Annotated in this window: 15 protein-coding genes and 1 riboswitch; of the genes, 11 read left to right on the forward strand and 4 right to left on the reverse strand. The window is 56.5% G+C overall.

What is annotated here, in order from left to right; translation table 11 throughout:
- The first annotated feature begins 62 nt into the window (after positions 1-62).
- The 4 genes from speD to MKY58_RS04910 all read left to right on the forward strand — a co-directional run bounded on the left by speD (position 63) and on the right by MKY58_RS04910 (position 3,150).
- On the forward strand, positions 63-866 hold the full coding sequence (gene speD / locus MKY58_RS04895) for an adenosylmethionine decarboxylase (protein ID WP_339323687.1): 804 nt from the start codon (positions 63-65) through the stop codon (positions 864-866).
- A gap of 358 nt (positions 867-1,224) precedes the next feature.
- Positions 1,225-1,521 carry a hypothetical protein gene (locus MKY58_RS04900; protein ID WP_156124631.1) on the forward strand — a complete coding sequence of 99 codons (297 nt, stop codon included), beginning with the start codon at positions 1,225-1,227 and terminating at the stop codon, positions 1,519-1,521.
- Positions 1,522-1,562: 41 nt separating this feature from the next.
- On the forward strand, positions 1,563-2,846 hold the full coding sequence (locus tag MKY58_RS04905) for a hypothetical protein (protein ID WP_339323688.1): 1,284 nt from the start codon (positions 1,563-1,565) through the stop codon (positions 2,844-2,846).
- 34 nt (positions 2,847-2,880) lie between these two features.
- Positions 2,881-3,150 carry a hypothetical protein gene (locus tag MKY58_RS04910; RefSeq protein WP_339323689.1) on the forward strand — a complete coding sequence of 90 codons (270 nt, stop codon included), beginning with the start codon at positions 2,881-2,883 and terminating at the stop codon, positions 3,148-3,150.
- 272 nt (positions 3,151-3,422) lie between these two features.
- Here the strand turns inward: MKY58_RS04910 and phnE (MKY58_RS04915) are convergent, their stop codons facing one another.
- The 4 genes from phnE (MKY58_RS04915) to MKY58_RS04930 form a co-directional block, all read right to left on the reverse strand.
- Positions 3,423-4,241, reverse strand: coding sequence for a phosphonate ABC transporter, permease protein PhnE (gene phnE, locus MKY58_RS04915; RefSeq protein ID WP_339323690.1), 819 nt, complete (start codon positions 4,239-4,241; stop codon positions 3,423-3,425).
- Complete coding sequence (gene phnE, locus MKY58_RS04920) at positions 4,238-5,050, reverse strand: phosphonate ABC transporter, permease protein PhnE (RefSeq protein ID WP_339323691.1); 813 nt, start codon at positions 5,048-5,050, stop codon at positions 4,238-4,240. The genes phnE (MKY58_RS04915) and phnE (MKY58_RS04920) overlap by 4 nt, the downstream gene beginning before the upstream one ends.
- Positions 5,050-5,817: a phosphonate ABC transporter ATP-binding protein gene (gene phnC / locus MKY58_RS04925; protein ID WP_036712191.1), complete on the reverse strand. Its 768-nt coding sequence runs from the start codon at positions 5,815-5,817 to the stop codon at positions 5,050-5,052. The genes phnE (MKY58_RS04920) and phnC overlap by 1 nt, the downstream gene beginning before the upstream one ends.
- Positions 5,818-5,949: 132 nt before the next feature.
- A complete protein-coding gene (locus MKY58_RS04930; protein ID WP_339323692.1) occupies positions 5,950-6,915 on the reverse strand; it encodes a phosphate/phosphite/phosphonate ABC transporter substrate-binding protein in 966 nt (321 codons plus the stop codon).
- A gap of 279 nt (positions 6,916-7,194) precedes the next feature.
- Between MKY58_RS04930 and MKY58_RS04935 the strand changes: the two genes are divergently transcribed.
- The 7 genes from MKY58_RS04935 (at position 7,195) to MKY58_RS04965 (ending at position 19,565) form a co-directional block, all read left to right on the forward strand.
- On the forward strand, positions 7,195-9,273 hold the full coding sequence (locus MKY58_RS04935; RefSeq protein ID WP_339323693.1) for a bifunctional 2',3'-cyclic-nucleotide 2'-phosphodiesterase/3'-nucleotidase: 2,079 nt from the start codon (positions 7,195-7,197) through the stop codon (positions 9,271-9,273).
- Between the two features lie 314 nt (positions 9,274-9,587).
- A complete protein-coding gene (locus tag MKY58_RS04940; RefSeq protein WP_339325058.1) occupies positions 9,588-12,911 on the forward strand; it encodes a DUF6359 domain-containing protein in 3,324 nt (1,107 codons plus the stop codon).
- 87 nt (positions 12,912-12,998) lie between these two features.
- Entirely contained in the window at positions 12,999-14,024 is a 1,026-nt protein-coding gene (locus tag MKY58_RS04945) for an S-layer homology domain-containing protein (protein WP_339323694.1), read from the forward strand.
- A gap of 168 nt (positions 14,025-14,192) precedes the next feature.
- Positions 14,193-14,356, forward strand: a riboswitch (FMN riboswitch).
- A gap of 135 nt (positions 14,357-14,491) precedes the next feature.
- Positions 14,492-15,454 (forward strand): DMT family transporter, encoded by a 963-nt coding sequence (locus MKY58_RS04950; RefSeq protein ID WP_339323695.1) that lies wholly within the window; start codon positions 14,492-14,494, stop codon positions 15,452-15,454.
- A 263-nt stretch (positions 15,455-15,717) separates the two neighbouring features.
- Positions 15,718-17,556 carry an ABC transporter substrate-binding protein gene (locus MKY58_RS04955; RefSeq protein ID WP_339323696.1) on the forward strand — a complete coding sequence of 613 codons (1,839 nt, stop codon included), beginning with the start codon at positions 15,718-15,720 and terminating at the stop codon, positions 17,554-17,556.
- A gap of 160 nt (positions 17,557-17,716) precedes the next feature.
- Positions 17,717-18,727, forward strand: coding sequence for an ABC transporter permease (locus tag MKY58_RS04960; RefSeq protein ID WP_339323697.1), 1,011 nt, complete (start codon positions 17,717-17,719; stop codon positions 18,725-18,727).
- 1 nt (position 18,728) lies between these two features.
- Positions 18,729-19,565: an ABC transporter permease gene (locus MKY58_RS04965; protein ID WP_339323698.1), complete on the forward strand. Its 837-nt coding sequence runs from the start codon at positions 18,729-18,731 to the stop codon at positions 19,563-19,565.
- Positions 19,566-19,569 lie beyond the last annotated feature (4 nt).

Consider the following 19,569-nt stretch of genomic DNA (forward strand, 5'->3'; position numbering starts at 1 on the left):
GGATATCCGGGCTGGATCAGGGAATATTAGGCATTGAAAAGAAACAGCGAGGTGAATGATGCATGGCAGCACCGGAGCAGCACGTCAAGCTGCATGGATTCAACAATCTGACGAAGTCGTTGGCCTTCAACATGTACGATATCTGCTATACCCGGACCAAGGATGAGCGGGAAGCGTACCTTGAATATATCGACGAGCAGTATAACGCGGAACGTTTGACGGCCATTTTAAAACAGGTTTCGGACATTATCGGCGCCCATGTGCTGAACATCGCCAAACAGAATTACGTCCCCCAAGGCGCGAGCGTCACGATTCTCGTATCGGAGGGGCCCGTGGTGGAGGTCCCGAAGGAGTCGTATGCGGAATCGCCGGGGCCGCTGCCCGAATCGGTCGTCATGTCGCTCGACAAAAGCCACATTACGGTCCACACGTACCCCGAATATCATCCGGATGACGGGATCAGCACGTTCCGTGCCGATATCGACGTATCCACCTGCGGGGAAATTTCGCCGCTGAAGGCGCTGAATTATTTGATCCATTCCTTCGACACCGACATCATGACGATCGATTACCGGGTGCGGGGGTTTACGAGGGATATTACGGGGCATAAGCTGTTTATCGACCACGACATCAATTCGATCCAGAATTACATTCCGGACAACGTCAAAGACCTCTACCACATGATCGACGTCAACGTCTACCCGGAGCATATATTTCATACCAAATGCAAGCTGAAAAAGTTCGACCTGGACAACTATTTGTTCGGATATACCAAGGACGGATTAAGCGAACGGGAGCAGAAGGAAATCACGGAACGGATCACGCAGGAGATGGATGAAATCTATTACGGCAAAAACATGAGCTGAGGAATCGTTTCCTCGGCTTTTTTTGTGCGGAAGCGGAGGGCCCCGCAAACAAATCATGTGTTAAGGTTTGCTTGAACGGCGACTTGGGCCTTCCGCAAGGGTTTTTGCGAAATGTCATCCGGCCGCCCATAGGCTCATACGATGGAAATTAGGCCGATTTTAATATGGACTTTAGGTCTTGTTTTTCGGCTGCGAGTGGTCATAATTTCCTGATTTTTTCAAGAAACTGGATTAATGGTAGGGAATCATGTTTAATTTTTAGAAAAAGGGTTAGAGAGGACTGATGGTTATTTCTCGCTTATTCCGGTCTATCGCTCTTATGCTGTTTACGATCGTTTTATTGGGAGGTTGTCAAAGCGTGAACAAATCGGAAAACGACGGCCAAATGCAGGAGGCCAAAAACCTCGCCATCCAGTATTTCAAGGATGAATACGGACTGGACGTGGAAATCACGGATCAGGAAAAATTGGACGAATACATAACGCCAAAAATTACGATGAAAGGCCACGTCAAAGGCAAGCCGGAGGAAAGCTTCAACATCGCGGTCGATTACGAGGACAAAAAAACGACCAACTTCGTCATGAGCCCGGAGCTTGAAAAGGCCATTCGCGCCAAAGGGATCGATCCCTTCGCGAAAAAGGATGCGTCCAACTAGGACGCGGTCACGTTCGGATGAACCGAGGGGGAGGAGCACGTTTGAGCAAAGGATCTGAAATCACGGACGAAATGTATAAAACCATGTCGGATCTCGCCTACTCCGATTTGAAAAAAGGGAGCAAGCCGCAGGAGCTGCCGGGCTGGGAAGTGCTGGAGGATGCGGCCAACGACGATTCTTCGGGGTTTGACGCGGTCACGTTTTACAACCCGGAAACGAAGCAGGCGGTCATCGCTTACCGAGGAACGGAAGGCGGCAAACCGTTAAAGGATGCGTTGCCGGACTACGTGACCGACGGGGGCATCGGCCTGCGGGAGCTGGATCGGAAATTGGACAAAAGCTTCGAGGTTAAAATGCCCTGGGACGACAAGGTGCAGCAAATCGAAGATAATCTGGGCATTACCAAGGCCAAAGATTGGTTGGGCGACGCCGGCAAAGCCGTGGACAAATTTTTTGACGGCGACAAGCAGCTGTATCAGGCCGAAGATTACGCCAATGAAATGAAAAGCAAATACAAAGATTTGAATTTTTCGTTGACGGGACATTCGCTTGGAGGCGCCGATGCGCAGTATGCCGCGGCTTATACCGGATTATCGGCGGTCACGTTCAGCGCGCCTTCCGTCATGGGGAGCTTGACCAGCAGCGCCAGACGCAAAGCGGAAAACGGGGAATTCGATTCGCAAATCATCAATTACGCCCATCCCGGCGATATCATCGCCAGCGGCACCTTGGGAGGTTACGACCGGCACGTCGGTTCGACGTATTACATCGACTCCAACTACGCGGATGCCAACGACGGGGTTGGCATCATCGACAAGATCAAAAACACGCTGGACGGTCCTTATTACCATGGCCTGAAACGCTACAAATTCGACGAGAACGGATATATCGACAACAAACTGTATCACGGGGAAACCGGAGAATATGTCGGAGGATCGCCGCGGGCGCCGCTGTCTTTGGCCGAGGCGCTCGGGATACCAAGCGCCTTTATGGGGCCGATCGGGCTCGCGATGGGAACGGGACTTGCGGCGGCCATGGGCGCGGGCAAAGGCATGATCCGCGTGACGCCGGAGGAGCTGAAAAGCGTCGCCGAAAAATGGAGCCAAAACGCCCAGCAGATCAGCTCCGACATGCAGGCGGTCAGGGCAAAGTTGATGAAATATACCCAGTCCAGCCACAGCCGCAGGCTGCAGCCGATCGTGGCGCAGCTGGACGCTTCGGTCAGCGGGCTGACGAAATGGCATGTCGAGCAGACGACGCAGTTTCTCACGTTCATCAAATCGAAGGCCGAGCAATTCCGTCAGGCCGATGCTTCCGGCCCGTAATTAATGCAATAAGCTTTCGAAGCGGAGGGATAACATGAGCGAAATCCTTGTAGAGCTGGTCGATCTGGAGCAGGCGGAGCGGGAACTGAGCTGGCTGCTTGCCCGTATTCAGGCCGACGAGCAGGAAGCCCGAAGCCTGTACGCCAGGCTTAGCGATTGGAACGGGCAATCGGCGAACGTGACGCGCGAATACGTGGAAGCCTTTTTTACCGGATTGGCCACGCGGGTGCGGGCGATCGAGCAGCAAAAAGCGGAGCTGATCCGGTACATGCAGGTCATGAAGCAAACGGATCAAATGAGATAACGGGAAGAGGGGACGTCGTATTCCATGGGGAGTGCGGCGTTTTCTTTTTTATTCATATGGATAAAATTGTAAAAGCACCCCGCGTATATATCCCTTATTCCATCCGAATTGCTCGAAAAAACATTCCGGCAGTCCTTCCCAGGATATAAATGATGTTCGGATGGAGTCTGAACGCGAAAAGGACTGCTCCGGGAATTTCCTGGGAACAGTCCTTTTTAGGGCCGGGATTTCGGGGATTGCCCAATGATTGCAAAAAACGTGCGGATGCGGGCTCACGTAATCCGTTTTCGGAGCCAGCCCGATACCAGATCCGTCAATACGACAAGAGCGATAATGCCGAGCAATATGATGCCGACCCGGTTCCAGTTCCGAACCTGGAGCGCAAAGATCAGCGGCGTCCCGATGCCGCCCGCGCCGACCAGGCCAAGCGTCGTGGCCGAGCGGATGTTGATTTCGAAGCGGTACAGCGAATAAGAAAGAAACTGCGGGATCACCTGCGGCAGCACCGCGTAACGAAGGACCTGAAGGCGGTTGGCGCCCGAGGCGATCAACGCTTCCTGCGGCCCGCGGTCGATGTTTTCGATCGTTTCCGAATACAGCTTGCCGAGCATGCCCACCGAGTGGATGCCCAGCGCGAGGACGCCGGCAAAGGAGCCGGGTCCGACCGCTTTGATGAACAAAATCGCGACGATGATCTCCGGGAACACGCGGATGACGCTCAGCGCGATTTTGCCGCTGCCGGAGACGGCAAGCCGCCTGCTCATGTTCGTGGACGCCCAAAAGGCGAACGGAATGCAAACGACGGCGGCGACCACCGTCCCGAGAATGGAAATGACCAGCGTATCCAGCAGCCCCCGAAGCAAATCCTCTCCCTCCGGTATATAGACGAAGGACCAGTCCGGGTGCAGGAATCCCTGCAGGATGGACTTGGACACGGTCCCCGCCGTACCCTGAATCCCTTCAAAACGAATTCCCTGGATCGACCAATAATAAACCGCGATTACGATCAAGGCGGTCAGCGCGAAACGAATCCGCGCACGGAACGCGGAGCCGGAAGCTTTTCCGGGCGCGGGCGTCGTGTTTGATTTCATAGCAGTTTCCTCCGGATCATCGTACTTCCGTAATCGATGACGAGCACGATCGCAAGCGTCAGCAAGATAATGATCGCGGCCCGGTCATAACGGAACAAGCCGAGCGAACGGTCGAGCAGCAGGCCGATGCCTCCGGCCCCGACAAGTCCGAGAACGGCTGCCGCCCGCACGTTGACTTCAAAGGTATAAAGCAGGTAGGACATAAAATAAGGCAGAGCCTGGGGCACGACGCCGTACATGATGATCTGCAGCCGGTTGGCGCCCACGGCGGTCATCGCTTCAAGCGGGCCGGGATCGATGGCTTCGATCGCTTCGAAGGTCAGCTTGGCGATGATTCCGAACGAGAAAAACACGAGCGCCAGCATGCCTGCAAACGGCCCGATGCCAAATACCGCAACAAAAATGGCGGCAAACAGCAAATCGGGAATGGTACGGACCAAGTTGAGCACCATCCGCGTCGGCAGGGAAACCCAGCGGCTGACGCCCAAATTGGAAGCGCAGAGCAGGGCAACCGGAACGGCGAGCAAAGCGCCAAGCGTCGTGCCCAGAATGGCGATCTGCAAGGTTTCCATCATCGGTCCCCAGATCGTGGGCAGGTAGCTCCAATCCGGCGGAAACATTTCCTGCAGGAGGCTCCCCATTTGCGGCAAGCCGACGATCAGCTGATACGGGGTCGCTTCCGTCCGCACCGAACAGGCAATGATGACGGCGGCAAGAATGATCCATCCGGCAATTCGCTTGTATTTTCGCGGCGGCTCCATGCCGGAAGCGGCCGGATTCAGCGAAGCGGGAGAAACGGTCGTTTTCATCATGCTCCTCCCAGCAGCTCGTCCTGCTGCACGGGACGGCCGTAAATTTCGGCAAAGGCTTCGTCGGTCGCTTCTTCCGGCGTGCCGTCGAACACCACTTCCCCCGCGCGAAGGCCGATGATCCGCGTCGCGTATTCCCGGGCGAGGTCGATGAAATGCAAATTGATGACCGTGGTGATGTTCATGTCCCGGTTGATCCGCTTCAAGTCTTCCATGACCTGGCGCGTGGTGAGCGGGTCCAGCGAAGCGACGGGTTCGTCCGCCAAAATGACCCGGGCTTCCTGCGCAAGCGCCCGCGCGATCGAGACGCGCTGCTGCTGCCCGCCCGAGAGCTGGTCGGAGCGCACGTATGCTTTTTCCCGGATGTTGACCCGCTGCAGCGCATCAAGGGACAGCTCCACGTCCTGTTTCGGAAACCAGCCGAGCAGGGTGCGGAGCGTGGAATGATAGCCGACCCGTCCGGACAACACGTTCCGGATGACGGTCGAACGTTTGACCAGGTTGAAGCTTTGGAAAATCATGCCGATATCGCGCCGGATGCGGCGGAGCTGGCTGCCGGAGGCGCGGGTCACCGATTGGCCGTTCACCCGGATGTCTCCCGAGGAAATATCCGTCAGGCGGTTGATGCTCCGCAAAAAGGTGGATTTACCCGCACCGGACAGGCCGACGATGACGACAAGTTCTCCTTCGCGGATGGTGAGGTTGATATTGCGGAGTCCAACCGTTCCGTTGGCATAAACCTTCGTTACGTTATCGAATTCGATCATGGCGAACCAACTTTCTGTAATGGGTTTGAATGGAAAAGCGTTCCGGCGTCTGCAATGGGAAACAACACCGCCATCGACTTCATGGACGGTGCTGCCCGATAGAAAGGTATGGATATGCCGGAACAGTCGACGTTACTTGATTTCCTGGCCTACGACCTCAGCGTATTCGCGGACTGATTCGAAGTTTTTGTCGTCGCCCGGGGCGTAACCTACATGCGTATAGATGTCCTTGATGATTTTGGCGCCTTCTTCATCGTTCGTAATATCGATAAATGCCTGGCTGATTTTATCCCTCCAGCTTTGGTCCATGTCGCTGCGGACGCTGACGGTATCGTTCGGGATTTTGGCGGTGTAATGGAGGACGCGGGTTTTCTCGAATACGTCGGGAACGTCCTTTTTCACCGTATTGCGGGCATCCTGGAAGACGGCGACGGCGTCTACCTGACCGTTCAAAAGCGCCATGATGGCCGCGTCATGCCCTTTGATCGTTACGCCCTGCACGTCCTTGTCCGGATCGATGCCTTCTTTTTTCAGCTCGGCCGCCGGGAAGACGTAACCTGCGGAGGAAGTGACGTTCTGCCAGCCGATTTTTTTGCCTTTCAGGTCTTTCAGGCTTTGGATCGGGGAATCTTTTTTCACGACGATCATCGCTTTGTAGAAGTCGACTTTTTCGGTCGTGTCCTCGCCGGTTTCGTCCTTGATGCCGTAACGCTGCGCCTGCAGCAGAAGGTCGGCCGCTTTTTTGTTGTCATGGGCCAGCACGTAAGCGTTCGGCGGCAGGAAGCCGACGTCGACCTGCTTGGAAGCCATCGCTTCGACGATGGTGTTGTAATCCGGCGATACGGTAACGTGAACCGGAATGCCCAGCTTGTCCCCGAGCAGTTTCTCGAGCGGTTTGGTTTTGGCTTCAAGCGTATCGGCATTTTGGGACGGCACGAACTGAACGTTCAGCTCTTTCGGCACATAGCCGGAAGATGCCGCTTCCGCGGTGCCCGAAGCCGCGTCTCCGCTGCCGTTGCCGGCGCTTTTGGAGCCGCATGCGGCAAGGCTGGCTGCAAGCGCCAGCGTCATGCCGATCGCAAGTACTTTTTTAAACATGATGGTCCCCTCCAGAATTTTTCTATGGTTTTTCGGCCGGAGCATGCCGTCCGACAGGAATGAGCGTAACATAGGCGCGGGAAACAAGGGTTAACGGAAAGGGCGACTTTTGTTGATTGGCCGTAAAATATCCGCCCGATCCGCCGCATTTCTGGTCCCGGGGCGGCCGCGAATCTGTCCCTATATATGGTAAAAAACCGTAATCGGCGATTTTACCCCCGTTTAATATGCGGACGGTATAATGGGCGTAGCCAGGATCGAATGGAGAGGCGAAAAGGAGTGGTGAACGTGAATGGCATTCCGAATACGCAGGCGGACGGCTTGGGAAGAAACGCCGAGCCGTCCATCGAGCTGCGGATTATGTCCACGACGGACGTGCATGCTTGTTTGATGGACTACGATTATTACCGGGACCGGAAGGATGCCGCGGTCGGATTGGTCCGGACGGCGACCTTGGTGAAGCGGGCCAGGGCGGAAGCAGCAAACGCGCTGCTGACAGACAACGGGGATTTGATTCAAGGCACGCCGCTCGGCACGTTTGCCGCGCGGGTCGATCCGGACCGGCTCAAGGCGGGGGACTGGATTCACCCGGCGATTCGCGCCATGAACGCGATGGGATATGATGCGGCCACGTTCGGCAACCATGAATTCAATTACGGGTTGGAATATTTGGACCAAGTCGTCGCGGGAGCTTCCTTTCCTTACGTCAACGCCAATATATACGTGCATGAAGCGGAAGCGGGGAGGAAATTTGCCGTCAACCGCTACCGGCCGTACGTCATTTTGACGAAAACCTGCGTAGACGGGATGGGGCGGTCGCATGAGATCCGGATCGGCTTCATCGGTTTCGCGCCGACGCAAATTCTGGACTGGGACCAGGGCCACTTGGCCGGAAAAGTGCAGGTCAAAGACATGGTCCTGTCGGCGCTTGAATGGGTTCCGGCCATGAAAGAGGAGGGAGCGGACGTCATTGTTGCGCTGGCGCATACCGGTTTTGACGCCGGCGTATCCTTGAAGGATCACGATGCCGAAAACGCGGTGCTGCCCCTCAGCCTGGTGCCGGGGATTGACGCCATCGCGTTTTCCCATACGCATCGGACGTTCCCGGCAAGGGATTTCGCTTCCTTGGACGCTTCCTTTAAACATGCGGACGGAACGCCGCTGCCGGCGGTCGACTGGCAGGAGGGGACCATCAACGGATTGCCGGCGGTGCAGGCCGGCTATAGCGGGGCGATGCTCGGAATCATCGATTTGACGCTCCGGCAGCTGGACGGAAAATGGCAGGCGGTGCATGGAAAAGCGATGGTACGAGAGATCTGCGGCGGGACGGAGGGCAGCGAGCTCGCGGAACCCGATGCCGAAATCGCCGCGCTGCTGCAGCAGGCGCATCAACAAACCGTTGCTTATGCCAACGCCCCCATCGGCCGGACCGAGGTTCCTTTGCATACGTATTTTTCCTTGGTGCATGCCGATGCTTCCGTGCAGCTGCTGAATCATGCCCAAAGGGATTACGCCCGCCGGTGGATCGCTTCGTTTGCGCCGGATCTGCGGCATCTCCCCGTGCTTGCGGCCTCGTCGCCGTTCAAAGCCGGACGGAACGGCCCGAACGATTATGCGGAGATTCCGCCCGGACCGATTGCCATCCGCAGCGCTTCGGAGCTGTATTTGTTCGAAAATACCGTCAAGGCCGTCAAATTGAGCGGTGCCGCCCTGAAAGAATGGCTTGAGTTCTCGGCGGGAATCTACAATCGCATCGACCCGGACGAAACCTCGGAGCAGCCTCTTCTGAACCCGGCGTTTCCCGCCTTCAACTTTGACGTGATCGGCGGCGTAACGTATCGCGTAAACGTCTCCCGGCCGGCAAAATACGGCCCCGACGGCACGCTGCTGAACCCGGATGCGAGCCGGATCGAAGACTTGCGGCATGAAGGGGTCCCGGTGGATCCGGGGCAGCCGTTGATCGTGGTCACAAGCAATTATCGCGTGTCCAGCGGCATCGTGCCGGGCCTGCGCGAAGCGGAACTGGTGCTTGACTCGGCGGACGAAAACCGGCAGGCGCTGATCGATTATATTGCGGAGCAAGGCTGCCTCGTCGCGGAACCGGAGGAAAACTGGAGTTTCAGCCCTATCGGGAAACCGGTCAACGTCATCTTCGCAGGTTCGCCCGAGGCAGCCCGATACGTGAAGGACTTTCCGGGGATCGCGCATACGGGGCGGACCGACGCTCGCGGGTATGGCCTATACCGCATCGATTTGGCCGCGGATCTGTCGGAAACGTCCATGCCTTCCGGGCCAAAGCCGGTTCGCCAACAACATACGAAATCCGACGGATTGCGCCGCTTTTCATATTTGCCATAGTGATCCGCTCCCAGATTTCATCGACATGCAGAGGTTTCGGATGTCCCGAGACCTCTGTATTTTTATTGCAAAGATAAGGATTAAGGCGCTTATGCGGCGTTCATTTTTAATATAAAATCCAACTACCAATCGGTTGGGGGCGATGTTATGAATAAGGTGTAAAATTTTACATTTTCAGCAAATTGCAATAATACAGGGGTGCTACGTTTAAGGGGAAGACGATTTTGACAAGAAAACATGGGGAGGTAAGGAAAATGAAAACGGCCATTCCGTTCCAATTCCGGAGCAGGCAGCTTGCCGGTGCGTTTTTGGCAATGATATTGATGTTGTCCGCCCTTTTTGGCGGTCTGCCTGCGCAGGCGGCATCATCCGTTCTTACCGTGGCCGAGGCCATCGCCAAAAACAACAGCGGCGAAACCGCCACGGTCGAAGGGTATATCGTCGGCGAGGTCTACAATTCGAAGCTCCTTTTTTCGGGTTTTCAGGACGACTTAAACGTGCTGATCGCGGATTCCCCCGGCGAAACGGGCAAGGACAAGCTGATCGACGTCCAGGTGACGGCGAGCTACCGTCCGCAGATCGGCCTCAAAACCAATCCCGGCAATCTCGGCAAAAAGATTCAGGTCACCGGAACGCTGACGGCATACAGCGGCATGTTCGGCGTCAAAAGCCCGACGGCCATCACGTTATCGGGCGAGTCCGGCGGCGGGGATCCCGGAAGCGGGGGCGGGACGCCAAATCCGTCCGATCCGGGCAGCGAAAATATCGGCGTGCCTACGACGCTTCCCGACGGAACCGGCAAAAAGGTGCTGTTTGACCAAAGCCACGGGCAGACGGCCGGCGCCGCCGATTGGGTGATCGACGGAGCCTTTTCCGATTTTGCGGACGGCTTAAGGGAAGCGAACTTTCAGGTGGATGCGCTGGAACGGACGCTCCCGATGAGCGCCCAAGCCTACGCTGAACCGACCGTTACGTTGAATAAATTGAAGCCGTACGACGTGTTTATCATCGGCGAAGCCAACATTCCTTTTAAAGCCTCGGAGCAAGCCGCGATGCTGCAATACGTCAAGGAAGGCGGCAGCATTTTCTTCATCTCTGACCATTACAATTCCGACCGGAACCTGAACCGTTGGGATTCCTCCGAAGTGATGAACGGATACCGCCGCGGAGCTTTCGGCGACCCGACCAAAGGCATGGCTGCCGCCGAAGCCGCATCGGGCGCGATGAGGGACGTGACCAGCACGGATTGGCTGGGCCAAAACTTCGGGGTCCGTTTCCGCTATAATTCGGTCGGCGACGTGACCAAAACGGATGCGGTCAAATACGACCAATCCTTCGGCATCACGGCAGGGGTCAACGACGTCGAAATGCACAGCGGCTCGACGCTGGTCATCCTCGATCCGAAGCGGGTCAAAGGGATCGTATACCTGCCGCAAAACGTGCCCGGCTGGAACAACGCGGTCGAAAACAGCGACAAGAAAAATTTCCCGACCGGGGGCGTATACAAAAACGGCGGCAAAGCCGAAGGACCGTATGCGGCCATCGCCAAGCTGGGAAAAGGCAAAGCCGCGTTCATCGGCGACTCTTCGCCGGTGGAGGACGCGAGCCCGAAATACGTCCGCGAAGACAACGGCAGCAAGAAAAAAACCTATGACGGATTCAAAGGCGAAGCCCAGGACGGCGTCTTCCTCGTGCAAACCGTAAAATGGCTGGCCGTTCATGAGGATTACGAGACGTTTGAAAACCGGGGCATTGCGCTGGACGAGCCGACGCCGCTGCTCGGAGCGCTCGAGGAACCGGCGACTTCGGCCGAAATCCCCGGCACGGAGCCCTGGACGACACCGGCGGCAGGCTATAAATGGTACGATCCTGCAACGTATAAAGCAGGCTCTTACGGTTCCGGCGATAGCGGTCCGGTGGTGACGATTCCGGAGCTGACCACGATCCGAAACGCCAGGTCCGCTGCGGACAACAGCTACGTGACGGTACAAGGCGTCATCACGTCCGAACCGGGAATATTCGGCGGATCGGGATTTTATTTGCAGGACGGAACCGCTGGCATCTATGTCTATCCAAGCTCGGCAACGGGATTCCACGCAGGCGACAAAATTAAAATGACCGCCCAGAAAACGGTCTTCAACTCCGAGGCGGAGCTGATGAACGAAGTTCAGGTTGCCAAGCTGGACGATTCGGCGGGCATTCCGGCGCCGACCCCCATCGTTCAAGATACGGTGAACGACAGCAATCAAGGGCAGCTGATTACCCTGAAAAATATGACTGTACGGAATTACCAGACCGTTACCGGTTCGCTGGAATTCGACCTGGTCAACGGAAGCGTGACCAACCGTGTGCGCGTGGACAGCCGCACGGGGGTTCAAGCGGATAGGCTGAAGCAGTCGTTTCCGGAAGGAACGAAGGTCGACATCACTGGCATTTCGTCCATCTTCAAAAACAATTACCAGCTGAAGCTGCTGAAACTGGAAGATATCCGGCCGGCGGGAGCGGGCCCGGAGAAAAGCAATGCGGCAACGATGACGGGGCCGGCTTCCGCTTATGCGGGGGCTCCCGTCGACGTGGCGGTTGGCGTCAGCGCGTTGACGTATTCCTTTACCGCAATGGACGTCACGATCCAATACGATCCGTCCAAGATGACGTTTCAAACGCAAACCGATCAGGAAGGCCGTCCCGTTCTCGCCGAGGGGGCGGTCGCTTCTTCCAGGGAAGGCTTGAATTTGCTGGCGGCGGGCATCAAGCCGGAAGCGGGACAAATCCGGCTGCTGCTGGCAAGCACCGGGGAGGCGAATGCGGTCAAAGAAAGCGGCGAATTGTTTCAACTGCATGGCAAGCTGAGGGAGGATGCGGCCGGCAGCGCGGAATTGTCGGTGACGGTATTTACGGTATCCTCGGACGGCGCTTCGCAGGACATCAACACGGGCGGGGCCGCCGTTCAGATCCAAGTGGCAACGGCTGACCGCAGCGCGCTTCATGCAGCCATTCAGGATGCGCAACAACTGGCGGATCAAGCCGTAACGGGTACCGAACCGGGGCAATATCCGCCTGCGGCCAAGGCCGACCTGCTTGCGGCCATTCAAGCGGCGACCGCGGTTTACAACGATGCATCCGCTACCCAAACGCAAATCAATGCGGCGCTGGCTGCGCTGACAAGCGCCGTTCATACCTTTAAAAACGCGGTCATTCCGGTGCCGTCCGTTCCTGTGGACAAGTCCGCCTTAAACGCGGCGATCGCTTCGGCTCAGAACGTATACGACCGCGCCGCCGCAGGCGAAAAGATCGGACAGTATCCGGCTTCGGCCAAGTCGGCGCTTCAAACCGCGATCCAGTCCGCCGTTTCGGTGAAAAACAGCTCCGCGGCTGCCCAAGCCCAGGTCGATGCCGCGACAGCCGCGCTGAACAATGCGGTTGCGGCCTTCAAGACGAAGCTGATCACGCTGGTGCCGGGAACGGGCAAAATTACCGTGCAGGACCTGTCGATCATGGCCAAATATTTCGGCATCACATCGGCCGACGGCAACTGGAGCCGCGTGGCCTCCGCCGATCTTTTCAATGAAGGGGAAATCACGATCCGCGCGCTGGCCGGCGTCGCCCAAATGATTATCGGCGATTGGTACGGCAAATAAACCAACGAAGGATGAATCCAACACCCATCGCAGGAGGCGGCCGTATGCCGTTTTCTGCGATTGGCATGTTCGAAAGGATGAAGCCCATTGCTGAAAAAGTTAGCCTCAATTCTCGGACTCGTGCTCGTATTCGGGTGGTTTGCCGCGCAAACGCAGGCGTCGGCGGATGACGCAGCCCCCGGCGTCTCCCTGCAATCAACGTCCAGCGGGAATCAAATCACGGTCGTCGTGACGGGGGAACATCTTAAAGATCTGTACGCTTACGATTTCACGCTGAAATACGACGCGCAGAAGCTTTCATATCAAAGCGCCTCAGCAGGCCCGAACGGTTTCTCCGTCGATCCGATCGTCCGAAACGGGACGGTCCGGATCGCGCATACCAAGGTAGGCAAAACGGTCGGCGACAACGGCACCGTTCAATTGGCCTCCGTTCAATTCGCGAGGCTGCAGAAGGGCAGCGCCGACGTTTCGCTGCATGACGTCAAACTGGTGGACTCCAAGCTGAATGCTGCCGCAAGCAAGATCATTACCGCGTCCATTTCGATCAAGGAAGGAAGCGTCCCCGTACCGGCTGCCCTGAAAGATATCGGCGGTCACTGGGCCAAGGACGCCATCGAGCAGGCCGTGCAGCAAGGTTGGGTGACGGGTTACGCGAACGGGACGTTCCAACCGGGCAAGGAAGTGACGCGGATCGAGTTGGCCGCCATGCTGATCCGGGCCCTGGGGGCGGGCGACGCTGCCCGCCAGCCTGTCCAATTTAAGGATGCGAAGAAAATTCCGGCATGGGGACTGCCTTTCGTGGAAGAAGCGGTAGTCCGGGGGATCATGAACGGTTACGCCGATGGATCGTTCGGGCCGGCGAGGAAAATTACGCGGGCGGAATTGGCCGCCATGGCCGTCCGTTCGCTGCCTTCGACCGAAGCGCCGGCAGGCGGCGGCAAGCCTGCTTTTGCCGACGGCGCGCAAATCCCCGCCTGGGCCAAGCCTTACGCCGAGACGGCGGCACAGCGGGGCATCATGAGCGGGCGAAGCGGCGGCTTATTTGCGCCAAACGCCCATGCGACCCGCGCCGAGGCGGTGGTCGTCATTTCGGCATTGCTGCAGAAGAAATAATGCTATCGAAAATATCGATAGCATGGAAAAAATTCTTTATTGAAAGAAGCTTCCGCTAAATCGAAGATATGTGCTATACTTATGTAAGTAACCATTCGGGTTGCTTTTTCATACGATGACGCAGTATCATGGTATGAACGAACTCAAACCAATACTAAAAATATGAATATGGATCTTCGGGGTAAGGTGAAATTCCTGACCGGCGGTGAACGTCCTTGAACGCCAAAGCGACGTCAAGCCCGCGACTCCTGCTTTTCAAGCGATTGAAAGGCAGCGACTGACCTGGTGGGATTCCAGGGCCGACGGTAAAGTCCGGATGGGAGAAGATCAATAGAGCAGGTTTGCCGGAAATGTTTTTTCGTAACATTTCCGCAGGCTTATTTGATCAGCCCCCGTTTTGTCGATTTCGGTCGATATACGGGGGTTTTCCAATGTTGACTCCGTATTCAGGCAAGGGGATTAGGAATATGGAAAACGTAAGCAACAAGTTCAAGCTGAATCCCGCCCTGCGCAAGCAGGCGGTCCGCCCGAAAACCGGCTTTTGGCTGGTCGTGCTCGGGGCGGCATTGTGGGGAGCGGACCCGCTCTTCCGGATCATTTTGCTGCGCGAGCAGATCACGCCGACGCAGATCGTTTTGCTCGAACATATCATCATTGCGCTGTTCGTGGCGCCGCTGCTTTGGAAGCACCGCTCCGAATTAAAAGGGCTCAAGCTGCGCCATATCGGCGCGCTGCTGTTCCTGTCCTGGGGCGGCTCGGCCATCGCGACTATTCTGTTTACGTTGGGGCTGACCCACGGCAATTTGAACGCCGTCCTGCTGCTGCAGAAAATGCAGCCGATTTTCGCCATTCTCATGGCGCGGGTCCTGCTGAAGGAACAGCTGCCGAAGCAGTTCGGCTGGCTGCTGCTGCTTGCGCTGGCAGGCACCTACCTGCTCACTTTCGGGTTTACGTTCCCGTTCGGCCATGTCAACGATTTCGTCCAAGTGGGAAGCCTGCTGTCCCTGGGCGCGGCGGCGCTGTGGGGCGGCTCGACCGTCATGGGCCGCCTGATGGTCGGCAAAATGGAATACGAAACGGTCACTTCGCTTCGTTTCATCGTGGCGCTGCCGCTCCTGATCGCCATTACGATCAATCAAGGGGATCCTTGGCATGTTCCTTCCGGCGCTGGCACGATCGCGGCCGTATCGATCAACTTGCTCGGCCAGGCGCTGCTGCCCGGTTTGTTCAGCCTGATGGTGTATTATAAGGGCCTGACGACGACCAAAGCGTCGGTGGCGACCCTCGCGGAGCTGAGCTTCCCGATGGTCGGCGTGCTCATCAACTGGATCGCGTTCCAGGAGGTCGTGAAATTCCACCAAATTTGCGGGTTTGTTCTGATCTGGGCCGTCCTGTTCATCATATCGCGCCAAAGCGCAAAGGAATCGTAAACGTATTTTCTGGTGGCATTCCCTATAAAATAATCCAAAGCTGTTGCCTTAAAAGGCTGCTTCCGGGGCGGTTTGTCCGCCCGCGAAAGCGGCCTTTTTTTTGCGCGTGAATAACTTTTAGGGACCCGAGATTTTCAGTCATGATTTAAACGGTTCGACATACATTTTTATAAGTAAGCGCTTGCAGAATACGTTTTAGAAATGGTCGGTGCAATTCAGGATTCAAGATTCAAGGTGTCAATGTGATGAATGGGGGAATGTTCATGAGGCTGAAATTCGCTTCGAAACCGCTGATGGCGCTTTTGATGGCGGGAGTTCTCATCGCAGGCTGCCAAACCGTGCAGCCGCCGTCCGCTTCGGAAACGCCGAAAACGCAGGAAGGTAACAAACCGCCTTCGGGCACTCAGACGGAGCCTTCCAAAGAACCCGCGACCGGAACCTCCAAAGGCGACGCCAAGGAAACGCCGCGAAACGAAACGTTGTACGTCAACGGCCTGCAGTGGGGAGCACCGACGAACTTCAACTTGCTGAGCGGCAATCCGGCTTTTCCGATCAATTACGGCAACTCCCGGGAGCTGGTGTACGAAACGTTGTTCATGATCAACCAGCTGGACGGAGCGCTTGAGCCGCTGCTCGGAACCAAATACGAATGGAAGGACGATACGCTGCATGTCGAGCTGAACAAGGACGCGAAATGGAACGACGGCAAGCCGTTCACTTCGGAGGACGTCGTTTATACTTACGAGCTCGGCAAAAAATACGACATCAACTGGAGCAGCTATTGGACGAATATTTCCGAAGTAACCGCCGACGGGGCGAATGCCGTCAACATCAAGCTGAACAAGGATAATCCCAACCGGCTGAGGGTGCTGGACAGCATTGAACTGATCCCGATGCTTCCGAAGCATGTTTGGGAGGAAATCGAAAAGAAAGCGGGCAATGACCTGTCAGCCATCCGGAAAGAAGTCAACGATAACCCGGTCGGCACGGGGCCATACAAGCTGTATTTCTACAACGACCAGAAAATCACGATCGAACGCGACGACAATTATTGGGGCAAATCGCTGTTCGGCAAACTGCCGGCTCCGAAATATATCACGCACGTCATTTACAAGGATAACGCGGCCGGCGACCTGGCGTTCAAGAGCGGCCAAGTGGACGTATCGCAGCAGTTCATTCCGCAGGTCTGGAACATGTGGGAAAAGGGAGCGCCGATCAAGACGTTCCTGAAGGACGCTCCGTATTACGTGCCGGGTTCCATGCCGTCCGTCTTCTTCAACATGTCGAAAAAAGGGCTCGACAACGCCGACGTCCGCCGCGCCATCGCGATGGCCATCGACTACAAAAAAATATCGGATCTGGCGATGAGCGGCTACTCGGCGGCGATGGAACCTTCCTTGACGCTGAATACCGACGCCGAATCCAAATACGTCGACAAAGACGCGATCAAACCGCTCCAGTGGACGACGGACGTCAAAGCGGCCAATGAACTGCTCGACAAAATCGGGGCCCAAAAAGGCAAGGACGGCATCCGCGTCCTGAACGGCACCCGCCTCGGTCCGTATGAAATCGAATGCCCGTACGGCTGGTCCGACTGGAACGCGGCGCTGGAAATCGTCGCGCAAAGCGCGAAGGCGATCGGCATCGAAATCCGCACGAAGTTCCCGGAAGCTCCGGTATGGACGAACGACCTGCAAACAGGCAAGTTCGACATCATCATGAACACGCCGGCCGGCGGCGTCAATCCGAGCCAGCCTTGGAGCCGGGCCCATGACATCATGTACTCGAAAGGCGTGGCGCCTGCCGGAGAAATGGCGTTCTGGAACTGGGGACGCTACAAAAACGACAAGGCCGACCAAATCATCGACCAAATTCCGACCGTCACCGACGAAGCGCAGCTGAAAAACCTGTATACCGAGCTGACGAAAATCTGGCTGACGGATATCCCTTCCGTTCCGCTGATGTACCGCCCATGGGTGTTCCACACCGTCAACGAATCCGTATGGAAGGGGTTCCCCGTCGACGGGGACGGCAGCAACATTCCGCCGCAAATCGCCATGGACGGCGCGGGCATCCGGGCCTTGTACCAGATTCATAACTGAGGAGGCCGCGCATCCGGAAGCCCAATCATGTTCGAGTGACAGTCAAAAGCAAACATGCACGCGCCTGCATAAAGGACGGTCTTCCGGGCCGTCCCTATGCGGGCTCTCGTCACCGGCAGCATGATATTCCGCCGCGCAAGTCCGAAGGGGGGAGCTTTTCGTGAACGCCTATTCGAGATATTTCGTGAAAAAGCTGTTTTGGTACGTGCTGACGCTCGCCATCGCCATCACGCTGAACTTTTTCCTGCCGCGGATGATCGAAGGCAATCCCGTAAGCATGATCGTTTCGCAAATGTCGCAGGGCATGACGGACAGCGATACGATCAAACGCGTCTATGAGACGTTTATGGCCGAATTCGGGATCGACAAGCCGATTTGGATGCAGTTTCTCATCTACGTCAAAAACCTGTTCACCGGCGACTGGGGAACCTCCTTCGGGCTGTACCCGAAAAAGGTGACCGACATTTTGGCTTCCGCCGTGCCGTGGACGGTCGGGCTCCAGCTTCCCGCCATTTTGGTCGGCTGGATTTTGGGCAACGTGCTCGGGGCGGTAGCCGCTTATAAAAAAGGCGTCTTCGACAAAGCGATTTTTCCGGTGGCCTTGTTTATCAACTCGATCCCGTTTTTTACGCTTGCCATCATCATGCTGTACCTGTTTGCGCTCACCCTGGGGTGGTTTCCGCTCTCCGGCGGATACGATTTTCAAATGGTGCCAAGCCTTAGCTTCGAATTTATCGGCTCGGTGCTCCGCCACCATACGCTGCCGTTTTTGTCCATCGTGCTCGTGACGATCGGCGGGCAGGCCATCGGGATGCGCGAAATGTCCATCTACGAGCTGAATGCCGATTACGTGCTGTACGCGAAGCTGCTGGGCATCCGGGATTCGAAAATCGCCAGGTACGTGTTCCGCAACGCCATGCTTCCGCAAATTACGGGACTGGCTCTGTCCCTCGGGACGATGGTCGGCGGCTCCCTGATCTGCGAAATCGTGTTCAGTTACCCGGGGCTTGGCACATGGATGTTCACGGCGATCCGCCAATTGGATTATCCGCTGATCTCCGGCTGCACGCTGCTGATCGCCATTACCGTGCTGCTCGCCAATTTTACGATCGACATGGTTTACGGATTGATCGACCCGAGAATCAAAGCCTCGCAAATGGAGGAACAGTGAGATGAAAAATTCGTTCGCTATTCTTCTGAAATCGCCGAAGTTCATGATCGGTGCCGTATTGTTCCTGCTGATGCTTGCGCTCGTGCTGATCTACCCGCAGATCAACCGCAAGGACCCGCTGGAGATGATCGCCCTCGCCTTCCAGCCCCCGGACGCCAACCTGTGGCTCGGCTCTGACAATTTCGGGCGCGATTTGTTTCTCGAGCTGATGTACGGCATCCGGACCTCTATCCGCGTCGGGCTGATCGCCGGCGTGTTCGCCACCGTCATCGGCCTTTTCATCGGTCTGGTTTCCGGCTACGTCGGCGGCATGCTCGATAACCTGCTGACCGCCGTCACGAACATTTTTATCGTCATCCCGTCATTCGTCATTCTGATCCTCATTTCGGTCAGCATCAATTCGCGCAGCTCGCTCGTGACCGCAATCATCATCGGCATTACGAGCTGGCCGTGGACCGCGAGGGCGGTCAGGGCGCAGACCACGTCGCTGCGAAACCGGGATCACGTCCATATCGCCAAAATATCCGGCCACAGCACGCCCAAAATCATCGTTTTCGAAATTCTGCCGTATATCGCTTCGTACGTCGTCATGGCGTTTGTGCTGCAAACCGCCTCGGGCATCCTGTCGGAGGCGTCGATCTCCATGCTCGGCCTGGGGCCGTACAACACCATTTCGCTCGGCATCATCATGAACTGGGCGCTCGTGTTCGAGGCGCCGGTGGCGGGGGCTTGGTGGGCGTTTATCCCGGCGGCGTTATCGATTGCGCTGATTACGTTCTCCCTCTACATGATGAACACGGGCATGGACGAGATCTTTAATCCGAAAATAAGGAGCTAAGGCG

The organism is Paenibacillus sp. FSL W8-0194 (genome assembly GCF_037969745.1).
GTDB lineage: Bacteria > Bacillota > Bacilli > Paenibacillales > Paenibacillaceae > Paenibacillus_AQ > Paenibacillus_AQ cookii.

What these genes read in the sequence shown, in the direction of transcription:
- MKY58_RS04965 (WP_339323698.1), top strand. Translation starts at nt 18,729, where the DNA reads ATGAAAAATTCGTTCGCTATTCTTCTGAAATCGCCGAAGTTCATGATC.
- phnC (WP_036712191.1), bottom strand. Translation starts at nt 5,817, where the DNA reads ATGATCGAATTCGATAACGTAACGAAGGTTTATGCCAACGGAACGGTT.
- MKY58_RS04955 (WP_339323696.1), top strand. Translation starts at nt 15,718, where the DNA reads ATGAGGCTGAAATTCGCTTCGAAACCGCTGATGGCGCTTTTGATGGCG.
- MKY58_RS04930 (WP_339323692.1), bottom strand. Translation starts at nt 6,915, where the DNA reads ATGTTTAAAAAAGTACTTGCGATCGGCATGACGCTGGCGCTTGCAGCC.
- MKY58_RS04910 (WP_339323689.1), top strand. Translation starts at nt 2,881, where the DNA reads ATGAGCGAAATCCTTGTAGAGCTGGTCGATCTGGAGCAGGCGGAGCGG.
- MKY58_RS04940 (WP_339325058.1), top strand. Translation starts at nt 9,588, where the DNA reads ATGATATTGATGTTGTCCGCCCTTTTTGGCGGTCTGCCTGCGCAGGCG.
- phnE (WP_339323690.1), bottom strand. Translation starts at nt 4,241, where the DNA reads ATGAAATCAAACACGACGCCCGCGCCCGGAAAAGCTTCCGGCTCCGCG.
- phnE (WP_339323691.1), bottom strand. Translation starts at nt 5,050, where the DNA reads ATGAAAACGACCGTTTCTCCCGCTTCGCTGAATCCGGCCGCTTCCGGC.
- speD (WP_339323687.1), top strand. Translation starts at nt 63, where the DNA reads ATGGCAGCACCGGAGCAGCACGTCAAGCTGCATGGATTCAACAATCTG.
- MKY58_RS04950 (WP_339323695.1), top strand. Translation starts at nt 14,492, where the DNA reads ATGGAAAACGTAAGCAACAAGTTCAAGCTGAATCCCGCCCTGCGCAAG.